Here is a 23,768-nt window from a genome sequence, read left to right on the forward strand (position 1 = left end):
CATAATGGGTGGGAAGGGTAAAACCTATCTTCACTTACTCAAAACCCACTTGTTAACATTCTCTTAAAATTAGAATAACAGAGCCATAACTGTGGCATAACAGTTATGCAATCTAAGTATGCTATTCTTGATGTAACAAATTGAGGATACTCCTTTAAACTAAATCAGCATACTTAGAATGAACTTGTCCCATCTTATTACTAAGAAATTTTTTAATACCTCAATAGTATATCAGATGGTATCCCTTCTAAATACTACCATTGGAGAAGGTAATAGTATGATAATACTGATTTTAACTAATGCTAATTTCAGCATTATAAGTTCTCCACCTCAAACAAATCCGCAAATCAAACCTAATCTTATATAGATAAGTTATGAAGATACTAAAACATACAGCTGGCCTATTAGTAGTGTTGGCTTTATTTATTTCATGTAACGACGATAATGGCAATGATCCTAATCCTCCCAGTGCAATAGCTCCTGAAGCTCAGAGCGTACTTGTGGGTGAGTCTGTGGATGTTACTTTCAGTGTGTCTGTAGATGCTGGATACGAATCTGCAAGTATATCTACAACCAATGGAGAGGCTTCTATCTCTTCAGAGCCCGAAGCTGGTGCTACAAGCGGTGATATTGTTGTTAGCTATACGGGTAACGCATCCGGCGCTGGTTCCATTGAACTGACGGTAACTGACGTGGATGGATTAACGGCAAATGCTACGGCTGTTATCAATGTGGGCGAAGAGCAGAAGGAATTCCGCATTACGGAGAACATTACCGAAGACACGACTTGGGAAGATGGCAAAACCTACATTCTCGGAGGACGTATAATTGTGGAGCCCGGAGCCACTCTTACCATTGAAGGTGGAGCGGTAGTGAAAGGTGAAGCTGGAAGTGGATCGAATGCTACTGCACTTCTGGTTGCCCGTGATGCGACGTTAAATGCCAATGGTACTGCCCAAGCGCCCATTATCTTTACTTCTGTAGCAGATGAAATTACCCCTGAAGATATCGACAACGGCAACTTTGGAAGCCCGAACTTGGATGAGACGCAAAATGGTCTTTGGGGTGGTGTAATTGTACTTGGGAATGCTCCGATATCTTATAGTGATGACAGCGGAGATAAATCAGAAGCACAGATCGAAGGTATTCCAGCTACTGAAACACTTGCCTTGTATGGTGGAAATGATCCAGACGACAGTTCCGGTACCTTAAGGTTTGTAACGATCCGCCATGGTGGAGCAAACATTGGAGCCGGTAACGAAATCAATGGTCTTTCTTTAGGTGGCGTTGGACGTGGAACTACGATCGAAAATATTGAGATTGTTGCCAACCAGGATGATGGTGTTGAATGGTTTGGGGGTACAGTCAATGTAACCAACGTATTGGTTTGGAATAACGGGGATGATGCTCTTGATACTGACCAAGACTGGCAAGGAACCGTAGATAACGTTGTGACTATAAGTCCTGATGGTTCTACAATGGAACTTGATGGTCCTGAAGGTTCAAGTGCTACGGTCAGTGGTAATGCACATACCATTAAAAATGTATCTTCTTACGTAGAAACTAACGGTTCGGAACTAATCGATGTTGATGCCAACACGAACGTAATTATTAGTAATGTTGTGTTCTTCGGCTTAGCCACTGATGAGAGTGGAAATGCTGACAACATGTTCTCAAGTGATTATGCAGATTATGCCAGCAATTCCAATGGCTATGCAATAACAGCAATTGAAGCGGTTCTGCCTTCCGGTACGGCACTTGCTGATTACTTCCCTCAATCTCTGGTAGATGCTGGCGAAGTTGAAGAAGTAGCTGATGCCCAAAGCGGTACAGGAGCTGATGCTTCTGTTTTCGGCTGGACATGGGCCAGCCAGTCAGGCACTCTTTCAAATATCGGACTTTAATTCATTACCCCTTTCGTTCCGACTTGCCCTCAATTGGGAGGGCAAGTCATTCTTTAAAACAGCACTTCGTTAGTAACACTTATAAAAAATTTGTGATCAGTAATATGAAATTCGCTAAACACATTATTTTAATCTTGTTTTTTGGTTTGGCCCAGCTCGGTTATGGTCAGAGTCAGGAAGGTACCATTAGAGGTAAGGTTATTGATGCCTCCAGTGGAGAACCACTCATTGGAGTAAACGTTTTAGTGGTCGGAACATCGCAAGGAGCAAGTACCGATGTTGATGGAGCCTTTAATTTGGAAGTGGGATCAGGTACACATAATCTCCGTTTATCCTATATTTCTTACCAAAATAAAACCGTAGAAGGCATTGAAGTAAAGGCCGGAGACATTACAGTTTTGGATAATATCGCCCTTTCAACGGCTACTACAGAAATGGAAGAGGTAGTAGTTACCGCGGGAGCAGTAAGAAATTCTGAAGCCGCCATGCTGACAATGAAGAGAACATCCCCTAAAATGTTAGACGGTATTTCTTCTGAAAAATTTGATAAAATCGGGGTTTCGGATGCTGCTGAAGCATTAAAAAAAGTAACAGGCGTATCGGTAGAAGGCGGTAAATATGTGTATGTACGTGGCCTTGGAGATCGATACACTAATACGATGCTCAACTCAGTTGAGATTCCAAGCTTGGATCCCAATCGGAATAGTTTACAGGTTGATATTTTCCCATCCAACCTGATTGAAAATATGGTAATAAACAAAACGGCTTCTGCAGAACTACCGGCCGATTTCACGGGTGGGATCGTAAATATTGAAACGGTCGATTTCCCGGATCGCCCAATATTGGATATTTCCACAAGTTTTACCTATAACCCCGATATGCACTTTAATAGTAAGTATTTGACCTATAAAGGCAGTAATACCGATTTTCTCGGATTTGATGATGGGGTTCGTAAATTACCGGATAATGCAAGAGGGGAGAATATTCCTTCTCCACTAAATGGAGCTCCTGACAGTGAAGTTAATGATTTCATAAATAGTTTTAATTCAACACTCGGACCAAAACAGGAAGCCAATAACGCCGATTACAGCGTTGGGCTTACTTTGGGTGATCAATATCCGGTAGGCAATGATAATACACTTGGATATATCATTTCCGGGAAATACAGTAATACAACAAAATATTATAACAATTTTGAATACGGAGAATGGCAAAATGCTTTGGACGCGGAAAACTTTGATTTGGTTCGTTCTACCACCCAAAACGGTATCGTGGCAGAGAATAACGTATTGCTTGGAGGGTTAGCTGGAGTTGCCTATAAGAATGGCCGGTCAAAATTTAAACTTACCGGTATGCGCTTGCAAAATGGGGAAAGCAGATCTGCTAACTTTCGAATCGATAACAGTGAAAGTGCTCCTGGTCAATCTGGTTATATTGGCGAATCCTACAATTTAGCATATAGTGAACGAAGTATTACAAACTTTTTGCTGAATGGAACACACTATTTTGATAAAACGGATTGGGAGGTAGATTGGAGAGTTTCTCCTACCTTTTCAACCATGAATGATCCCGATTTACGTAGAACTACCTTTACCATAAGATCTAATGGTGACTACATCTTTAATGCTGGGGCCGGGGGATTTCCAAGCAGAACCTGGAGATATATGGATGAAATGAATCTGGTAAGTCGGGTGAATGTCACTGGTAATTATTCATTGTTTGGTAACCCTGCAAAAGTAAAATTCGGAGGGAGCCACGTATATAAGCAACGCGATTATGAAATTTTGTCCTACAACGTTTCTTTTTTTGGTACCCAGCCTGAATGGAAGGGAAATCCATCAGAAGTATTAACAGATGATCACATTTATGGGAATGGAAATGGTGGAACCATTTATTATCAATCAGGCAATGCTGATCCCAACCCAAACGCCTACAATTCTAATGCTTCAAATACGGCTTTTTACGTATCCAATGAGTTTAGTCTGATTCCCAATGTAAAAACGAACTTCGGTCTCAGGGTCGAAAACTTTGTATTACGTCATACGGGCCGGGATATTTCATATGCTCAAGGCAATACCGAAGCAGGTATCAACTTTGACGATCAGAAAGTGCTTGATGCTCTTGACTTCTTCCCATCAGCAAATGTAATCTATAATATATCTAATAAGACGAACGTGCGGGCTTCATACTCAAGAACGATAGCACGGCCTTCGTTTAAGGAGATGTCGTTTGCTCAAATTATAGATCCAATCTCAAACCGGATATTTAACGGTGGTTTATATTCCATAGGAAGTTGGGATGGGAATCTACACGAAACCAGAATCAATAACTTTGATTTTCGATTTGAAACCTTTTTAAATGGCAATCAACTCATATCCCTCAGTACGTTCTATAAAACATTTGACGATCCCATCGAACTTGTTAGGCTTCGCGCTTCTGCCACATCCAGCGAGTTTCAGCCACGAAATGTTGGAAACGGAGAAGTGTATGGTGCAGAATTCGAGCTACGAAAGTCGTTTAATTTCTTATCCGAGTCATTAACCAATTTTGGATTTAGTACAAATGTAACCCTCGTGAAATCGTTAATAGATATGACCGAAGAGGAGTTTAACGCCCGTAAGAATAGAGAGAAGCAGGGGCAAAATATTGATGATCAACGTCAAATGGCGGGACAAGCACCATATATTATCAATGCCGGCCTTACCTATGATAATGCCGATTTAAACATGGATGCCGGTCTGTTCTATAACCTCAAAGGGAAAACACTGGTATTAGTGGGAGGCGGAACGTACCCCGATGTCTATACCGAACCATTTCGTAACCTCAACTTCAATTTGAACAAATCTTTTGGTCAACAAAGTCAGTATTCATTAAGCGTAAACGTTTCCAATATTCTGAATGACCGAAGAGAAGAGTTTTATCATGGTTATAATACTGCAGATAAAATTTATGAGGGCTATAGCCCCGGAAGAACCTATAGCATAGGTTTTAAATATTCATTCTGATACTTAAGAATATCTCACATATCAGATGTGAGGTGTGCTGATCACAGGGAGGTGCCGTTGATTCGGGGCCTCCTTTTTTATTCCAACAGATTATTTGTTTGACAAAAGACACTATTGATTGTACCTTTAATCGTAATTTTGCGATTAAAGGTTAAGGGATATGGCGATAAACAAAGCGAAACTTTTTGATACTGCTCAAAAACGGGCAGCTGAACTTATGAAGGCACTCGGACACCCTGCACGTATTGCAATTATTGAACTGCTTGCAGAGCGTGAAGCCTGCATTTGTGGGGATATTACCGAACAACTGCCACTGGCTCAGTCAACCGTTTCGCAACATTTGAAAGCCCTCAAGAAGGCCGGCATTATTAAAGGAGAAATTGATGGTGTGCGTACTTGTTACTGTCTTGATGAAGAAGGGATAGAGGAAATGGAGACACTTTTGACGCCACTTTTAACAAATATTACAACTGTAATTAAAGATAACTGCTGCTGATATGAGTAACAATGAGAAAACTGCGGACGAACTGAAACAAACAGTAAAAGAAAAATATAGCCAAATTAGTGAACAGTCACTGGATTTTAATGCCAGCTCGTGCTGCGGAGCGGGTGAGAATTCAGACGAGGTATATAATATCATGACTGATGATTACAGTAAGGTTGAAGGCTACAATCCAGATGCCGATCTGGGTCTTGGATGCGGTTTGCCCACGCAATATGCTAAAATAGATGAAGGGGATACGGTTATTGATCTGGGATCAGGTGCTGGAAATGACTGTTTTGTTGCCCGCCATGAAGCGGGAGAAAAGGGTAAAGTAATAGGTATCGACTTTGCCGAACCCATGATTGCTAAAGCTCGAAAGAATGCTGATAAAATAGGCTTTAATAATGTAGAATTTCGTTATGGGGATATTGAAGATATGCCGGTATCCGATAATATCGCAGATGTTATTGTTAGTAATTGTGTGCTGAATTTAGTGCCGGATAAACCCAAAGTATTTTCCGAGATTTCCCGCACGCTTAAACCGGGCGGACATTTTAGTATTTCGGATATTGTTTTAGTTGGGGATCTCCCGGAAGCGCTTCGAGAAGATGCTGAAATGTATGCCGGATGTGTGGCAGGAGCCATCCAAAAACAGAAGTATATGGGCCATATTAAAGAGTTGGGTTTTGAGAATATTACTATTCAAAAAGAAAAAACTATCACTATTCCCGACGATATTCTGGCCAAATATTTATCTGAAGATGAGATGGAAGAGTTCAAAAATGGTGATACCGGTATTTACAGCATCACGGTTTTTGCTCAAAAACCTGCCGACGATTCCGGGGAAGAGGATAGGAATGAGAAAATTGAAATGCTTAGCGATGGACCTGTTTGTGAGCCGGGATCGGGATGTTGCTAAGGACGTCCCCATATATTTCGTTCCTTAGTTCTGCTGCGTAACATGTACTAATCCCTATATATGTATTCCAAACTAAAATCATACATCCAAAATGTTAAAGGCCAAGCAGCAGAAATTGTAGAAAGCCGTAAAGTGCAGCTAACTAATATTGCTGATTATATCAGGGAAAAAGATGAGGCAAAGCTTACGTTCATCTGTACCCACAACAGTCGACGTAGCCATTTTTGCCAGATTTGGTCGGCGGTGATGGCCGATTATCTCGGTTTAGATAATGTCAAAACCTATTCGGGCGGTACGGAGGCCACAGCTTTTAACCGGCGTGCAGTGGAAGCTATACAACGAGCAGGATTAAAGGTCAAGAATCCCGGTGGAGAAAATCCCAGATATGCAGTGCATTTCGATGATCAAGATGAACCGCTGATCTGTTATTCAAAGCTATTTGACGACTCCTCTAATCCTCAGGAAAGGTTTGCGGCGGTTATGACCTGTACTGATGCAGACGAAAACTGTCCATTTGTACCAGGAGCCGAGAAAAGATTTTCAATTCCTTATATCGATCCTAAAGAGTCGGATGGCACACCGCAAGAAGCTGAAACCTATGATAGGCGTTGTAAGCAAATTGCCTCTGAAATGTACTACCTGATGTGCCATGTATAAGTTTCATTTTCCTACCTGCCCAGTATGTTACGCTGTATTTATTTCAAAGCTTATAATGAAAAAGAACCTGAAAGAAATACTGAGAAAATCTCAGCAAATGGTTCAGGATGATAGCTGAATTTCAAACCAATTTTTTCAAAAGAATAAAATGAGTTCATCTGCACCTACGAAAAAAATGAGTTTTCTCGATCGTTATCTAACGCTGTGGATTTTTGTTGCCATGGGCATAGGAGTAGCGATTGGTTATTTTATTCCATCTACACCTGATTTTATAAATTCATTTAGTAGTGGGTCTACCAACATTCCCATCGCAATTGGGCTTATTTTAATGATGTATCCACCGTTGGCCAAAGTGGATTATAAGCTGCTGCCCAAGGTGTTCACGGATGTGAAAGTGCTCAGCATTTCATTAATTCTGAATTGGATTGTTGGTCCGGTGCTGATGTTTGCCTTGGCTGTGATCTTTTTGCAGGATTATCCGGAGTATATGGTGGGGCTGATCCTCATCGGTCTGGCTCGATGTATTGCTATGGTTCTGGTTTGGAATGATTTGGCTGATGGAAGCAGTGAGTATGGCGCGGGACTGGTTGCGCTCAACAGTGTATTCCAGGTTTTTGCGTACAGTTTCTATGCCTGGATTTTCATTACCAAACTTCCACCACTATTTGGTTTTGAAGGAGCCATCGTCGATATCTCCATATATACCGTAGCTGAAAGCGTAGCCATCTATCTCGGTATTCCTTTCTTGGCGGGAATGCTTAGCAGATTTGGCTTGGTCCGCTTAAAAAGTAAGGAATGGTACGAGAAAACTTATTTACCCGCCATTTCACCGATTACACTTATTGCATTGTTGTTTACTATCGTCATAATGTTTAGCCTCAAGGGAGAACTCATCGTCCAAATACCGATGGATGTTGCTCGCATTGCAGTGCCGCTGTTAATCTATTTTGTGGTGATGTTTTTCATAGGCTTTGCCGTGAGCAAAATGATGGGGGCCGAATACGATAAGAATGCCTCTATTTCATTTACAGCCGCCGGTAATAATTTTGAGCTGGCTATTGCTGTTGCCATTGCGGTATTTGGGCTCAATAGCGGACAGGCATTTGCCGGAGTAGTAGGGCCGCTAATCGAAGTTCCAGCGCTGATAGGTTTGGTTAATGTGGCATTTTGGCTCAAAGATAAATATTACAAGAAATCAGCTGATCCCAGCTTTCAGCAGAGTAATTAATTGTGAAAAGTTAAACAACGAGACTCTTTGAAGTATTGTTTGAAAAAAAGAATCTTAGCAGATAACTTTATTTGATATTTTTAAATTGGGAACCTTGTAAATTTTAGAATCGTTAAGAAGGGTCAATATAAAATGATAAAGAACAGTGAATTTTGGTTTTTGTAACCCGACGATCACATTTTAATGCGGCCCATAGATTGCATAATCCCCAAAAATCTGATGAATGGAATCAACAGACGTTTGGAAAATGCAACCATAAAAATTGGCATGGACACAATTATGTGCTAAAAGTAACCGTTGCCGGAAAGCAGGATAAAGAAACGGGCTATCTTATTGATTTATCTGAATTAAAGGAAATCGTTGAGTCACGCATTATTGAACAATGTGACCATAAAAACCTAAATCTCGATGTTCCTTTTTTGGATGAGATAATTCCATCAACAGAAAATTTGGTTGAAGTGTTTTTCCAAGAGCTCGAAGAACCCATTCGCGAAGCAACCAACCGGCGTGGGTTTTTGTACGAGGTGGAGTTGCAGGAAACCGAACGAAATTCCGCTAAATATTGTCCATATCTCTTAGAAAAAGAGGTTCCTGCTATCAAGTAATTTAACAATTGTAGTTTTAACGCATGATTTCGACAGAATTGAAACGACATTACGATCCAACATTTACGGTTTCAGACGACTATAAGGCCAGTTTACCCGATTTGCAAAATGGGCCGGCTTCGTTGATTGAAGGTGCTGACGTACCCATCCAACAAGTGGGGATTTCAGGTTTTAAAATGCCGCTAAAATATCCTCGTCCCGATGGAGAACTGCTGACGCTCGAAACTTCTGTAGATGGGTATGTGGGATTGGAAGCCGGTAAGAAGGGTATCAACATGAGTCGCATTATGCGATCGTTTTATGATTTTAAGGATGACGTTTTTCATCCCGATAAGCTGGAAGAGATATTGGATACCTATCGCCAAGATCTCGATACAAAGACTGCTTATCTGCGGCTTTCTTTTAATTATCCTATCATGCAAGAAAGTTTGCGGTCGGGCTTAGAAGGATATCAATATTATACGGTTTCTATTGAGGGTACGATGGATGCGAATGGACATTTTCGCAAGTTTATGCATCTGGATTTTGAATACAGCAGTGCGTGCCCGTGTTCTTACGAACTAAGTGAACATGCTCGTGAAACAAGAGAAGTAGCCAGTATTCCGCATAGTCAGCGTAGTATTGCCAACTTAACAGTGGAGCTGAACGAAGAAATTTTTATAGAGGATTTGGTAACCCATTGCCAGGAAGCGCTTATGACCGAAACCCAGGTTATGGTTAAAAGAGAAGATGAGCAAGCGTTTGCCGAGATGAATGGTGCGTATCAGAAATTTGTAGAGGATGCGGCGCGACTATTATATGAGCAGTTACATGAGGAAGAACGTATCCATGATTTTGTAATCCGTTGCACGCATATGGAAAGTTTGCACAGCCATGATGCGGTAAGCAGAATTTGTAAAGGCGTTAAAAATGGATTACGATAGACTTTAAGTAACTTATAATAAAAAAGCCCTGAACTTTTAAAGGTTCAGGGCTTTTTTTATGAGATTATGAAATTATTTGGACTTTAAATTGATATTTGACGAATCACTTTGTAGGTAAAAGCGGGCATTTTGTGAGCCCACGTGGATAGTAAAGTATCCTTCTTCCAGAGTGTTCTGGCCACTAAAGTCCGGATATCCCAAATGTTCCTTGGGATTGATCTTGAACGTTACTTTTTGTTGTTCTCCGGGGTTCAGCTGTAGGCGTTCGAAGTGGATTAATTCTTTGACAGGTCTCGTGATACGACCTACTTCATCTGTTGCATACCAGAGCACAGTTTCGGTGCCAACACGATCTCCGGAATTGGTTACGGTTGCTGTAGCAGTTATCTGTTGATCACCAGTGACAGTAGTATCACTTAGGGCAAGGTTATTATAAGAAAAGTTAGTGTAGCTGAGGCCATGACCGAAATTCCATAGAGCCGTTGTCTTGTCTGCTTGTTCGATGTTATTGGCAATGTCGGCATCAAAATAATAGACCGCACTTGATTTATGGTTATATGGGGCAAAATGACCTACAAATTGTGGGTAAGAGAAGGGGAGTTTTCCACTGGGATTGTAATCACCGCTTAAGACATCCGCAATGGCTTCAGCACCTTCAAATCCAGGTAATCCGGCCCACATAATAGCCTCAGTACCGTCCACGATATCTGTAATTACACGGGGACGTCCCTCAATCAACACCAGGGCAGTAGGTTTGCCAGACTGATTTACAGCTCGAATTAAATCTAATTGATCTTCAGGAAGTTTAAGATTGGTTATATTGCCAACGAACTCAGTGTAAGGTTCTTCTCCTGCGGCAATTACTACGGCATCAGATGATGCAAGTGCTTTATCAAAACGGCTTCTCTGCTTAGAACCTGGAGTTCCTATTGAATCTAAACTTACGATCTTGCTATTAGAAAATTTGTCCGCAATAGCCTCGCTTATCGTTTTCATGGATTCGGGATAGCGATCTTCCTCGGCACCCTGCCATGCTAAAGTCCATCCCCCGGAAAGGTTGCTTTTATCATTGGCCGAAGGACCTACAACCAGAATTTGATCTAAATCTTTTGATAAAGGCAAAGTATTGTTTTCATTTTTTAGCAATACCATTGATTCCCGGGCGGCCTGAAGTGCTTTTTTCTTGTGAGAGTCACTTCCAATGTTATCCAATCCTTTGCCGGTCGGATAGGGATGTTCAAATAGTCCCAACTCAAACTTGAGTTTGAGAATACGGCGTACGGATTCATTAATGCGTTCCTCACTGATACGTCCCTCTTCAACCAACGTTAACAGGCTTTCATTAAATTCCAATGACTCCGGAGTCATGCTCATATCAACCCCTGCAGTCACAGCTTGATAAGTGGCTTCATCATAATTCCGTGCAGTTTTATGATAGTCAACGAGTTTGCCGATATCGGCCCAGTCGGTTACAATGACTCCCTCAAATCCCATTTCATCTCTAAGCAGGTCGGTCAAAAGTTGTTTAGAGCTATGGACCGGTATGCCATTTATTTCGGCGCTATTCACCATCACTGTTTTAATTCCCGCATCGAAGGCCGCTTGAAAGGGCGGGCGATGGAATTCGTGGATAGTCTGCATCGAAAGATCTACTGGGGTACGGTCCCAACCTGATCGGGGTACCGAATATCCCAAGAAATGTTTAGCGGTTGCGGCAAGCTTATAAGGGATTATTTGATGATCGTCTTGGTATCCTTCTACATATGCGCGTCCCAGCTCTGATGCCAAATGGGGGTCTTCACCAAAGGTTTCATATTGCCGAGCCCAATAGGGGTTTTGACCAAGATCAAGTACAGGTGCGAAATTCCAGGTATGTCCCAATGGAGCAGATTCAAGAGCCGTAATACGACCATTTTGGTACGAATTTTCGGGATTAAAGGTGGCCCCAATGTTGATGTTATGCGGAAAAATGGTGCTCCCTTCTACATAACTTGCACCGTGTATATGATCAATGCCATAGATAACCGGAATTCCCAATCGTGTTTCTTCAACGGCGATACGCTGAAGTTCTTTCACATAATTTACCCATTGATTGGGAGGTACGGCTTCTCCATTCAGGAAAGAACCAATATGATGATTTTGTAATAAATTTCGCGCTTTTTCCGGGTCTAAGTTGACATCTCTTTGTTCACCTTTTTGGTTAATTAGCGTAATGTTAAGCTGGGTCATCTGCCCCACCTTTTCTTCCAGAGTCATCCGACCAATTAGATCATCAATACGTTTGTCAATAGAAGCAGAAGCGTCAAGATATGTTTGTGCTGATGCGGAGTGGTTAATACCAAGAATCAGTAAAAGACTGAATAATGAACTCAAAAGGAAAGCCTTTGACCGACAGGTTTTCTTAGCGGGTAAAGTGGATTGGAAATACATAAACGTGAGGTTCTGAAATTAATATTTGATAATATTGCTTCCAATACATATTAGGTTGGAACATAATTACCCGTATATGTAATTCAGAAGTTGTTTAAATTTCAGAACGACGGAACGCCTTGAAGCTAATATAAGATTTAGCAAGTATCAAGAATGGTTACTTTTTATTTGCATAATCGTTTTGCTCTAATAAGTTATTAGTATCTTTTCCAACTAATAATTGTTTTTTTTGGAGGCGTATGAGGAGTAAGTATCAAAGAACTTTTTTATCCTTTTGAGGAAAGTAAAACCCACTTGTACTTGATGAAGTAATCATATCAAAATAGGTTGATATTTTAGCCTTCAATAAAAAATATCGGCCATATATTTAATTAAATAATGATTCCGGGATACTAATGGGATCCAACCAGCAACATTATGATGAGCTAAAGTATCTTTGGGAAAAGTTGTGTAATAACGATAAAAAAGCGTTAGGAAAACTTTTCACGAAGACTTTCGACTCGCTCTACAACTACGGTTATCGCATTGTTTCTCGTCCCGAATATGTTCGTGATGCTATTCAGGAAGTATTTTTTCAATTATGGAAATATCGAAAAAACCTTAAGCAGCCAACCTCTGTACGTGCCTACCTTTTTGTATCGTTGCGTCGTGAATTATTGAATAAAAAAGAAGCTCGTAAACGAAGAGAAGAGATCGATCATAAATACGTATCGGAAGAGTTCGATCCACTTTTGAAATATCAGGAGTGGAAAGAAATTCTGGAGTTGGATGAAGAGGAGAACAGAGAACTGAAGAGTGCAATAGAAAAACTGTCACCCCGCCAGCGAGAAGTGATTTACTTAAAATATTATGAAGGACTCTCGACCGTAGAACTTACCGGGATCTTGAATATCCGCGCACAAAGCATCTACAATTTGGCTTATGATGCAATAAATAAATTGGAATCTTACCTTGACAGATAAGAAATAGGAGTTTTTTAATATTCTATAAATAACTGTCTTGCAATAGTTTAGGCAGATATTACTTCCTCATCATAGAAAAAAAGAAAAAAATTGAGTAGAAACAGAGTTGGGAGCTCTCTTTAATAATAGAAATCGAGGATAATCTAATGCAAAAAGCAAGTAAATCGATGCCTGATAAACTCTCCGAATTATTAAAGGATGACTCTTTCATCCGTTTCCTGAAAGGAAATGCATCGGAGGAAGAAAAGGAACAGTGGTCTTCGTGGATGCAAGAAGATACAGAGAATGCTCATCTTGTGGAGAAGGCTCGAAAGTTATGCGATGCGGGAGTGCAAACCGTCCCCGAACCGAATTCTAAATTGGAATTAAATCGTTTGATGAACCGTATCGACTCGGAACATCGATACAGTTCGTCTCAACGGAAGAAGAAGCGGTTAAAGAGACTGGTTTGGGCTACGCTGGCCTCAGCGGCAGGTATTTTGCTTCTCATTGGATTTTTGGCCCGGCATTCGCTATTGCAACAGAACGACGGAACAAAAAGTAGCCGGGCTGCCTCGATAAATTACCGAGTTATGGAGACCGTGTCCGGAGAAAAAACGACCGTTCAGTATTCTGACGGTTCCCGGATTGTCTTAAATGCAAACTCGCAAATGCGTCTGCCCGAAAAAACATTGGCCGTGGATACCATGCGTGTTTGGTTAGAGGGGGAAGCATTATTTAGCATAACCCGAAAACCTGATAACGAATCCAGGACGTTTATTGTACATACCCCTGATGGAGATGTTTCTGTATTGGGGACAAAGTTTGCAGTGAATACCACAGAGCAACAAAGCAGGGTAGTACTTAAAGAGGGAAGGGTTCGCGTTCATGTTCAGGATTCTGTAAAAATGAAGGATCTTCAATACAATATGGAACCGAACCAGATGGCCTTGTTTTCTTCCGGCTTGGATGAAATAAAGGTGCAACAGGTAAACCCCGAAGTTTATACCTCTTGGGCCAGCGATAGCTTGGTATTGGATAATACCCCATTGTCAGATCTGATAAAACGCATTGAATTTACATATGATGTAGATGTTGTGGTTGCTGACAAGGCATTATTGGAAAAAAAGCTTACCGGAAGGTTCAAAAACCTGGATTTGAGCTTCATTTTAGAAGGGATTGCAAAGACGCTTGATGTTAATATCGAAAAGCGCAAACAGACAGTTTATATCGAAGAAAAAAATGATTCAGCAATTACTGAGTCTTAAATAATGACACAAAGATAAAAACCTAAGTGATATGAAAACTAAAAGATACTCCTTATTGGTTTTGCTCATTTTCTTTTTTGGCGTAAGCTCATTATGGGCAGAACAATCGGAACAATATGTTTTTAACGAACATTTTGGATCCTCTCAGGAAGTGGAAAAAAAGGTAAGTTTAGAAGACCGTCTACAGAAAATTGAAACCGGTTACAATGTAGTTTTTCTGTACGAGTCAAAGCTGGTAAACGGGAAATTTAGTTCCTTGCAAAAGTTGGAGGGGACACTTAGAGAAAAGATTGAAAAAATATTAGAACCCCATAATTTAGTATCCAACTATATAGATAATCGTACGTTTGTAATATCCCGCATACCCGAAACTGAGTTGGATGTAGCAGCTGACACTGTAACCGGGGTAGTGACCGACCAAGAAACGAATGAAACCCTTCCGGGAGTAAACATACTTGTGAAAGGTACTACTCGCGGTACTTCTACTGATACAGAAGGACGTTATACACTTAGGTCTGTAGAACCTCAAGATACGTTGCTCTTTTCTTTTATTGGCTACCAAACCCAGGAAGTACCCATTGATGGACGAGAAGAAATAAATATTGCGCTTGAGCCCCAGGTATTTGAGGCTGGTGAAGAGATTGTAGTTGTTGGGTATGGTACTCAGCAGAGAAGAAATGTGAGTGGATCCATCTCATCTGTGAGTTCAGATGACCTGGATGAAGCCCCGGTGCAGCGCTTAGATGATGCTCTGCAGGGTCGTCTTTCGGGAGTTCGTGTAACCTCAAGTTCCGGTGCTCCTGGTTCTTCATCATCAGTGCGAATTCGTGGGACGACCTCTATTAATAATAGTGACCCCCTCTATATTGTAGATGGTGTACCTATTGAAAATGGTGGTATTGGGTATTTAAATCCAGGTGATATTGAATCTATTCAGGTATTAAAGGATGCAGCTTCGGCAGCAATATACGGTACAAGGGCTGCCAGTGGTGTTGTTCTTGTGACTACGAAAGGTGGTTCGCGCAGTGATTTTGAAGCCAGCTACAGTAGTTATTACGGGATTCAAGGACCTGAAAAAAAATTAGACTTATTGAATGCCAGAGAATATGCAACATTACGCAATGAGTCTTCCGTAGCGGCCGGTAACGGGATTATTTTTTCTGATCCTACGTCCTTTGGTGAAGGTACTGACTGGCAGGAAACGATTTTTAATAATTCTGCAGCGGTGATGAATCAAAACCTCAGCTTTAGCGGAGGTAATGAAACTTCCTCGTACTATGCCTCGGTTGGATATTATGATGAGCAGGGTATTGTAGCATCACCAATTTCCCATAATAAAAAGGTATCATTCCGATTAAATTCTACCATTGATGTTACCGAATGGTTAACCTTTAGTGAAAACTTCAGCTATACCTATGAGAAGAACCGGGGAAGTTTAGATACCAACAGTGAGTATGGTGGTCCACTTAGTTCTGCACTTAATCTTGATCCCATTACACCTGTACTTATAACTAATGAATCTGCGATTAATAGTCCTCCCTACAGCAATAATCCTGTAATAAGGAATGAGCAAGGATATCCGTATGGAATCTCTCGGTATGTAGGGCAAGAAATGTCGAATCCTCTGGCCTATATGGAGACTCGTCGTGGTAATTATGGGTTTTCCCATAATATTGTTGGTAATCTCAGTCTCGAAATCGAGCCTATTGAAAACCTATTGGTCAAGACTGATATTGGGGTTAAACCTGCATTTTATGGCTATGAGACATTTACTCCTATCTATTATCTGAGTTCGGTTGATCAGAATACGGGTACCAACAGTTTTGCGCGGGAGAATAGTCGTAACTTGATTTGGAGTTGGGAAAATACCATTAACTATAACACCAGCTTTGATTATCATAATTTTGACTTCTTGGTAGGAACCAGCACGCGCGAAACAAACGCTACAATTGTTGGAGGAACATATCAGGGCATACCGGCACAGAATTTTGATAATGCCTCAATGAACTTTTCAGTGCCTAACGAAGATCGTATCGCTTATGGAGGAGAGGCACAACCATATGCTCTAAATTCGTACTTCGGACGAGTCAATTACGATTATGATAGTCGATATCTGCTAACAGTCGTGCTCCGGATTGACGGCTCTTCCCGGTTTGGAAGTGAAAATCAATACGGAACGTTCCCTGCCGTTTCTGTGGGTTGGGTGCCAACCTCTGAACAATTTTTCCCGGATAGTTTCGTAGATTATTTAAAAATTCGCGGATCTTACGGAGTCAACGGTAATGATCGCTCGTTGGGTGATTTTCAGTATCAGTCAACGGTTTCGGGAGGACGTAACTATGTGTTTGGAAACAGCATTTACACAGGTGCAAGTCCGAATGCTCCGGCTAATCCCAGTCTGGAATGGGAAGAAACCAGCCAGATTAATGCTGGTTTTGACGCCACTTTTCTGAATGATTTCTCTTTGACTTTCGATTATTACCACAAAGAAACTGATGGAATGTTGCTCCAGACTGAAATTCCATCATATGTGGGAGCCAGTGGCAATCCATATGGGAATATTGCAAGTATGACCAACGATGGTGTTGAACTTGAGTTGGGCTACAACAAGCAGTTTGAAGACTACGGTTTCAATGTCACGGCAAATGGTTCATACAATAAGAACGAGGTGACTGATATTGGTGAAAATGATTTCTTAGTCGGATCGATTCCCCTTCAGGCAAGTGCCTACGAGCTAACCCGAACTACCGTTGGTCAGCCAATTGGATCGTTTTACGGTTTTGAGACGCAGGGTATTTTTCAAACGCAGGACGAAGTAAATAGCTACACGAACTCTGATGGAGGTCTCATCCAGCCAAATGCCCAACCGGGTGATTTTCGCTGGAAGGATTTAAATGGTGACGGCCGAATTACCAGTGAGGATCGTACTTTTATCGGGAATCCTACAGCGCCATGGACATTTGGTATCAACCTTTCTGCAAACTGGAAGCAGTTTGATTTCAAAATGTTTGGACAAGGAGTATACGGAAATGAAATTTTCCAAGGACTACGCCGTCTCGATATTGCTTCCGCCAACTATACAACAAGGGCCTTGAATCGTTGGACAGGACCGGGTACTTCAAATTCGTATCCGCGTCTTTCAGATGATGATCCCAATAATAACTTTACAAATCCATCTGACTTTTATTTGTCTGATGGAAGTTATTTCAGGATCAAAACGTTGCAGCTTGGTTACACTTTACCAGCTGAACTCTCAAATGATATCGGCATTCAACAAGCACGTGTTTACGTTCGTGCCGAGAACCTGGCAACGATTACTGGATATTCCGGTTTCGATCCTGAGGTTGGTGGAGCCAGCTTTGGTATCGACCGTGGCATTTATCCGCAAGCTCAATCTTTCCAGATTGGCGTAAATATCAAATTTTAAATCAGACAAATTTTAACGATATAATAATTGGTGATAATGATGAAAAGTTTTCTAACATATCTTATGTGTTTGGCTGTAATCATTTCCTTTACCTCCTGTGATAACGTTTTGGACGTGGAGCCTAAAGGACAACAGTTAGAGTCGAATTATTATCAGACTCCTGACCAAGCATATGCAGCGTTGGTAGCTGCATATAATCCTTTGGGATGGCAAACGGGCGGGCCGGATGGTACCTTTATAAATATTCTGGGACCGCTTAACAGTGCTACGGATGAAATGAATGCCGGTGGTGGTGGACCGAATGACGTACCAGGCTGGCAGGCATGGAACTCTTATGATTTGAGTAGTGCCGTGGGACCACAAGCAGGCTATTGGAGCCGAAGCTATGCTGGTATCAACCGTGCAAATTTATTGCTGCAAAGAATAGACGGTGTTGAAGGATTGGATGAGGCAACGAAAGCGCGATATGTTGCAGAAGCCCGATTTTTGCGCGGGTACTATTATTTCTGGTTAGTTCGGCTGTTCCGCAATGTTCCATTGATTACAGAACCGATCGAGACTAGTGAGATTTATCAACAAGAGCAGGCACCGCCTGAAGATGTATATGCTCAGATTGATGACGATTTTACTGCTGCGATTGGTGACTTGCCGACGGCCCCGCTCCCATCAAACGAAGCCGGACGTGCTACCAAAGGAGCGGCACGAGCATTTTTGGCGAAATCGTTGATGTATGAAATTGGGGACGGTCAAGATCAAGTTAAGATGCAGCGAGCTGCAGATCTGCTGAACCAAGTGAATACGTCTACGGCTTACGACTTAGTCGACAATTACCCTGACATATTCAGTCCGGATAATAAATTTCATTCGGAGTCCATTTTTGAAATTACGCACACCTCGCAACAACAAGCTGACTGGGGTATGTTTGGCAGCGGAAATATTCATGGTAATGTGTATGTACAAATGGTTGGGCCCCGTGGTTATAGCGGTCCCAAGTATAATAGTGGTTATGGTTTTAACCCTATTACTTCTGTATTAGTGGATGCCCTTCAAGGAGACCCACGCTTTGACTATACTATTGCTGATATTGGAAGTATGGCAGACGACGGAACAGCAAGTTATGAAGAAGGTTACGAAGGTACAGGATACTTTGTTGAGAAGTATGCCCCGCTCCAAGAATATACTGCTACAAGCGGGACTATTGAACTCAATTATCCCAACAACTATATAGAAGTACGTCTTGCGGATACCTACCTGCTGGAGGCTGAAGCTCTTGTACGGTTGAATGGTGCTGGTGATGGACGAGCAGAAGCGTTGCTCACGGAAGTTCGTGACCGAGTAGGCTTAGGACCTGTTGCTGCCACGCTTGATAATATTTACCGCGAAATGCAGTTAGAGCTGGCTACCGAAGGGCATCGTTGGTTTAATCTCGTGCGTACCGGCCGGGCCGCAGATGTATTAGCTGATGAAGGATTCGTAGAAGGTGTTCACGAAGTACTTCCTATTCCGTTGGAGTCACTCAATAATTCAGTTCTTGAACAAAACGATGGTTATGAATAATAGAGTAGTACTAAACTGATTATGCTGGTAGTACTGCATACTGTTTTGGAGAAGGATAAAAGTACTTCAGTATGCAAAACTATCGGTATATAAATATAAATCTGAAAGGTATTTCATTATGTATAAGTTCAAAAATTCAAAAAATCCGACATATCAATTTTCGGTATTTTTAGTACTCCTAGTTGGTCTTTTTATGTCGTCATGTACGGATAATACGACAGGCGGAGAGCTGGGCTCCGCACCAACTTCAGAGGATGTTACTTTTACATCAGAACCCGATGCTGAAAACCCCAATATTATTCACTTTACCAATACGTCTGATGGTTTTAAGGCTCTTTGGGATTTTGGAAATGGTGCAACAGCAGAAGGAGATGAGGTTGTTGGTGAATTTCCTTTGAAAGGTGATTATACCGTGACACTTACCATTTTTACCAAATCAGGACATGCCAAAAACTCAAAAACGGTTACCATTGAGGAAACGAACGAGCTTATGTTGGATGATCCAGATCTAAATATGTTAACGGGTGGTGCAGATAATCCAGATGGCAAGACGTGGGTCATTGATAGTACTCAACTTGGCCACCTGGGTGTAGGACCCGGACCCAATGCTGATGATGGGGGAACCTACTCTCCTGACTGGTATGTAGCAGCTCCTAATGAAAAAGTTGGCAAGGGATTATATGATGATGAATATACCTTCAAGTTGGATGGTTTTTCCTATGAGCAACAAACAAATGGTGATATTTATGTAAATGCAGGATATCCTGATGAGTTTGATGGAGCTGTACAGGAAGAAGGGGGAAATGACTACATTGCTCCCTTTGAAGGTGGTTCAAACTTTAATTTTGTATTAAAGGAAGAGGAAGGTAAAAAGATTCTGGAGACTACAGGAGGTGGCCATATTGGCTATTATAGTGGTAGCAGAACCTACGAAATCTTGGCTTTGAGTGAAAATGAACTGTACATACGTAGTTTGGATGATGACGGTTCTGACGCTTGGTATCAAAGACTGATTCCTAAAGGATATGAACACCCACCGGAAATACTTCCATACGACTCGGAGGAGTTGGTGGATAATTTTGATGAAGAAGGAAATATAAGTTGGGCAACTGATCAGATTACGAATTTCAATGAAAGCTATGATGATCCTGCGCCGTTGGTTGCTGACACAACTAACAAAGTAGCAAAGTATGCCAAAGGAGAAGGGAAGTTTGAAAATGTATACGTTGATCTTGGTTACGAACTGAACCTAAATGAGCGAAGCATAATTCGGCTGAGAGCTTATTTGCCATCCTATAATGATTATGATACGGTAGATCCCAATGCAGAACCATGGGCACCAGGAAACCTCTTGAAGCAAGTTGAGGTAAAACTGCATAATGTTAACGGCGAAACAGGACTTGGTGGTAATTCATGGCAAACGCAAGAAACCGTGATAAAGCAGGTATCGGAGACTGGTACGTGGGTAGACTTAGAGTTTGATTTCAGCGGAGTTAGTGATCGTGAAGATTTCGATCGTATCATCATTCAGATTGGTGGCGAAGGCCACGGAAGGCAAGGAATATTCTTTATTGATGATTTTGAATTAACATCGGCCAATTAAGCTGTCCTTTTTGTTAATATTCATGGAAGGAAGCTCAAGCTTCCTTCCATTTTTAATAGAGATTAACTTTGTATATAAAATGCTGTAATAATTTTCTGTTAAAATGACCAAACTAGTCCTTAATCATATTTATATATTTCAGCTTTTTTTGGTCTTATAAGTTTTAAAGAAATACAGTCCTTAATTATTAAATAGCAGTTTGAACAGAAAATAAGGTTGGGAATAAGCTGGACGGTAATTTTTTGAAAGATTTTAACATATGTGAATAACAGATTTCAACATAGACCATTTATATTATGTTTTCGGATTTAAGAAAGAAAATTCTCTTTAGTATTGTCTGTATTATGTCTGTGCTAACAATAGTTGCCTGTGGAGATGATAAGGGTATCACAACATCTGGAACGGATGAAGTGCCTACAGATACTACCGATAATAATGAGTATGAGCTTGTATGGAGCGAGGAGTTCAATTATCAGGGAGCCCCTGATGCCAGTAAATGGAATTTTGAAATAGGAGATACCGGCTGGGGCAACAATGAATTGCAGTATTATACCGACAGATTAGAGAATGCCCGTGTCGGTGACGGCGTTTTAACAATTACTGCACGAAAAGAGAATTATGAGGGTGCAAACTATACGTCCGCTCGAATGATTACGTATGAAAATGATCACTATTGGCAATATGGTCGTGTGGAAGCACGCATTAAATTGCCGGAAGGGCAAGGTATATGGCCTGCATTCTGGATGTTGGGTAAAAATATTTTTGAAGGCACAACGTGGCCTGCTACAGGTGAAATTGATATCCTTGAGATGATCGGTGGCGGTGAAAATGACAGTATCTTACATGGAACGGCACACTGGGATGATAATGGGCATACTTATCAAGGAGGATCATTAGAGCATTCAGAAAAGCTGTCTCAAGATTTTCATGTATACGCTATCGAATGGGATGATCAGCAGATTAAATGGTTCTTTGACGGTGAGCAGTATTACTCATTAAGTACCCAATCCTCTTCTATGAGTGAATTTGATGCACCGTTTTTTATTCTGTTGAATGTTGCCGTGGGGGGAGACTGGCCCGGAAATCCAGATGAGACGACCCAATTTCCCCAAACGATGGAAGTAGACTACGTACACGTATATCAAAAATGATAGCTTTAAAATATCAATAAAGTAAAATAGAATCCAGATGGGCAAAAGTTATAATGTAAGCCGCGTAATTCTATTATCGTCAGCAGCGGCATTGGGTGGCTTTTTATTTGGTTTTGATAGTGGGGTTATCAATGGTACGGTTGATGCGCTACAGTTGGCTTTTGATTCCGATTCTGCCGGTACGGGTTTCAATGTTGCGTCTGTATTGTTGGGTAGCATGGTGGGAGCATTCTTTGCGGGAACGCTTGCGGATAAGTTTGGCCGAAAACCAATTATGATTGCTACGGCACTGGCATTTATATTTAGTGCCTGGGGGTCAGGCATTTCTTCGGGATCATTAGAATTTGTGATTTATCGTATTATCGGTGGGATGGCTATGGGAGCGGCCAGCATTCTTGCTCCAGCCTACATAAGTGAAATAGCCCCATCGAAAATACGTGGGAGGTTGGCTACATTGCAGCAGCTAATGATTGTGGTTGGCCTGTTTATGGCGTTTATGAGCAATTATTGGCTTGCCGGATTATCGGGCGGAGCCTCGGAAATATTATGGGGTAGATTTCAAACCTGGCAGTGGATGTTTTGGGCTGAAATAGTACCCGCATCTATTTTCTTTTTATCACTATTAGCAATTCCGGAGTCTCCTCGATATTTGGTTGCAGCCGGCAAAGTTGAGGATGCGGGTGAAGTGCTTAAAAAGATATTACCCTCTATCAATGTGAAAGAAAAAGTGGCTGATATTAAGTCGACGCTTCAAGGAGGCATGAAGCCCAAACTTAAAAATATTATCAGCAGTTATACCGGAAAAGTACACCCACTGGTATGGGTTGGGTTAGGTTTGGCAATATTGCAGCAGTTTACCGGTATTAATGTCATTTTTTATTACGGTGCAACCCTTTGGAAATCGGCTGGATTTACGGAAGGAGATGCCTTGCTCCAAAACGTGATAAGCGGAAGTGTAAATATTTTCTTCACTTTTGTGGCCATTATGTTGATTGATAAAGTGGGAAGAAAGCCGCTGTTACTCGTGGGATCATTAGGTCAGGCAGTGATGTTGGGAGTAATGGCTTATATTTTCGGCAGTGCACCAAGCGCTGGACCTGATGGCTTAAGTTTAAATCCCACCCAGGGAACAATTGCGCTGGTTGCTGCAAATGCCTATATCGCATTTTTTGCTTTTTCGTGGGGGCCGGTGATGTGGGTCATGCTTGGAGAGATGTTCCCCAACCACTACCGCGGTGCTGCACTGGCAGTGTGCGGAATGGCTCAGTGGGGCGCTAATTTTATTATTACTATTAGCTTTCCGGTGCTACTTGCAAATCTGGGACTTGGTATTTCGTATGGTATATATGCTTTCTTTGGAGTGGTTGCGTTCTTTTTCGTTAAAGTGTTTGTAAGGGAAACGAAAGGGTTGAGCTTGGAAGAAATTTCAAGAGCTGAGGCAGAAAACGAAAAGTCAACGGAACTGAATATTGCAAATTAAGCCTTGGAACTTGCAATATTTAGATTTACCCCAATCAAATAATTAATGTTGTAATCTAATTATACCTTGGGCTAATCCTACTCTTTTTAAGTGAGATAGGTACTCTCCTTAGCCTAACTATAGCATGAATCCAACTGAAAATAAAAAGGCATCGCAGCTAAGCTACGATGCCTGAAATTTTAGATA

General features: G+C 41.4%; 16 protein-coding genes. 15 read left to right on the forward strand and 1 reads right to left on the reverse strand.

Annotated features, from left to right (window positions below; genetic code table 11):
- Positions 1-374 precede the first annotated feature (374 nt).
- The 8 genes from ACQ76V_RS04905 to folE2 all read left to right on the forward strand — a co-directional run bounded on the left by ACQ76V_RS04905 (position 375) and on the right by folE2 (position 9,725).
- Positions 375-1,904: a hypothetical protein gene (locus tag ACQ76V_RS04905; RefSeq protein ID WP_440999358.1), complete on the forward strand. Its 1,530-nt coding sequence runs from the start codon at positions 375-377 to the stop codon at positions 1,902-1,904.
- A gap of 104 nt (positions 1,905-2,008) precedes the next feature.
- The gene (locus ACQ76V_RS04910) at positions 2,009-4,909 is read left to right on the forward strand and encodes a TonB-dependent receptor domain-containing protein (protein WP_440999359.1); all 2,901 of its coding nucleotides are present in this window, start codon (positions 2,009-2,011) and stop codon (positions 4,907-4,909) included.
- Positions 4,910-5,069: 160 nt separating this feature from the next.
- Positions 5,070-5,405, forward strand: coding sequence for an ArsR/SmtB family transcription factor (locus ACQ76V_RS04915; RefSeq protein WP_440999360.1), 336 nt, complete (start codon positions 5,070-5,072; stop codon positions 5,403-5,405).
- A gap of 1 nt (position 5,406) precedes the next feature.
- On the forward strand, positions 5,407-6,312 hold the full coding sequence (locus ACQ76V_RS04920) for an arsenite methyltransferase (protein WP_440999361.1): 906 nt from the start codon (positions 5,407-5,409) through the stop codon (positions 6,310-6,312).
- A gap of 60 nt (positions 6,313-6,372) precedes the next feature.
- Positions 6,373-6,969 carry a protein-tyrosine-phosphatase gene (locus ACQ76V_RS04925; protein WP_440999362.1) on the forward strand — a complete coding sequence of 199 codons (597 nt, stop codon included), beginning with the start codon at positions 6,373-6,375 and terminating at the stop codon, positions 6,967-6,969.
- Between the two features lie 148 nt (positions 6,970-7,117).
- A complete protein-coding gene (gene arsB / locus ACQ76V_RS04930) occupies positions 7,118-8,197 on the forward strand; it encodes an ACR3 family arsenite efflux transporter (RefSeq protein ID WP_440999363.1) in 1,080 nt (359 codons plus the stop codon).
- 152 nt (positions 8,198-8,349) lie between these two features.
- The gene (locus ACQ76V_RS04935; RefSeq protein WP_440999364.1) at positions 8,350-8,802 is read left to right on the forward strand and encodes a 6-pyruvoyl trahydropterin synthase family protein; all 453 of its coding nucleotides are present in this window, start codon (positions 8,350-8,352) and stop codon (positions 8,800-8,802) included.
- A 23-nt stretch (positions 8,803-8,825) separates the two neighbouring features.
- Positions 8,826-9,725 (forward strand): GTP cyclohydrolase FolE2, encoded by a 900-nt coding sequence (folE2, locus tag ACQ76V_RS04940; protein ID WP_440999365.1) that lies wholly within the window; start codon positions 8,826-8,828, stop codon positions 9,723-9,725.
- A gap of 72 nt (positions 9,726-9,797) precedes the next feature.
- Here the strand turns inward: folE2 and ACQ76V_RS04945 are convergent, their stop codons facing one another.
- Positions 9,798-12,098: a glycoside hydrolase family 3 N-terminal domain-containing protein gene (locus ACQ76V_RS04945; protein ID WP_440999366.1), complete on the reverse strand. Its 2,301-nt coding sequence runs from the start codon at positions 12,096-12,098 to the stop codon at positions 9,798-9,800.
- A gap of 452 nt (positions 12,099-12,550) precedes the next feature.
- On the opposite strand from ACQ76V_RS04945, the gene ACQ76V_RS04950 reads away from it, so the two are divergent.
- The 7 genes from ACQ76V_RS04950 (at position 12,551) to ACQ76V_RS04980 (ending at position 23,582) form a co-directional block, all read left to right on the forward strand.
- Positions 12,551-13,117 carry an RNA polymerase sigma factor gene (locus ACQ76V_RS04950; RefSeq protein WP_440999367.1) on the forward strand — a complete coding sequence of 189 codons (567 nt, stop codon included), beginning with the start codon at positions 12,551-12,553 and terminating at the stop codon, positions 13,115-13,117.
- 167 nt (positions 13,118-13,284) lie between these two features.
- Positions 13,285-14,364, forward strand: a complete 1,080-nt coding sequence (locus ACQ76V_RS04955; RefSeq protein ID WP_440999368.1) for a FecR family protein — start codon at positions 13,285-13,287, stop codon at positions 14,362-14,364.
- A gap of 31 nt (positions 14,365-14,395) precedes the next feature.
- A complete protein-coding gene (locus ACQ76V_RS04960) occupies positions 14,396-17,791 on the forward strand; it encodes a SusC/RagA family TonB-linked outer membrane protein (RefSeq protein ID WP_440999369.1) in 3,396 nt (1,131 codons plus the stop codon).
- Positions 17,792-17,827: 36 nt separating this feature from the next.
- A complete protein-coding gene (locus ACQ76V_RS04965; protein ID WP_440999370.1) occupies positions 17,828-19,348 on the forward strand; it encodes a RagB/SusD family nutrient uptake outer membrane protein in 1,521 nt (506 codons plus the stop codon).
- A 118-nt stretch (positions 19,349-19,466) separates the two neighbouring features.
- Complete coding sequence (locus ACQ76V_RS04970; protein ID WP_440999371.1) at positions 19,467-20,951, forward strand: PKD domain-containing protein; 1,485 nt, start codon at positions 19,467-19,469, stop codon at positions 20,949-20,951.
- Positions 20,952-21,295: 344 nt separating this feature from the next.
- Positions 21,296-22,102 (forward strand): glycoside hydrolase family 16 protein, encoded by an 807-nt coding sequence (locus ACQ76V_RS04975; protein ID WP_440999372.1) that lies wholly within the window; start codon positions 21,296-21,298, stop codon positions 22,100-22,102.
- A 37-nt stretch (positions 22,103-22,139) separates the two neighbouring features.
- Positions 22,140-23,582, forward strand: coding sequence for a sugar porter family MFS transporter (locus ACQ76V_RS04980; protein ID WP_440999373.1), 1,443 nt, complete (start codon positions 22,140-22,142; stop codon positions 23,580-23,582).
- Positions 23,583-23,768 lie beyond the last annotated feature (186 nt).

This window comes from Fodinibius sp. SL11, assembly GCF_052060035.1.
GTDB lineage: Bacteria > Bacteroidota > Rhodothermia > Balneolales > Balneolaceae > Fodinibius.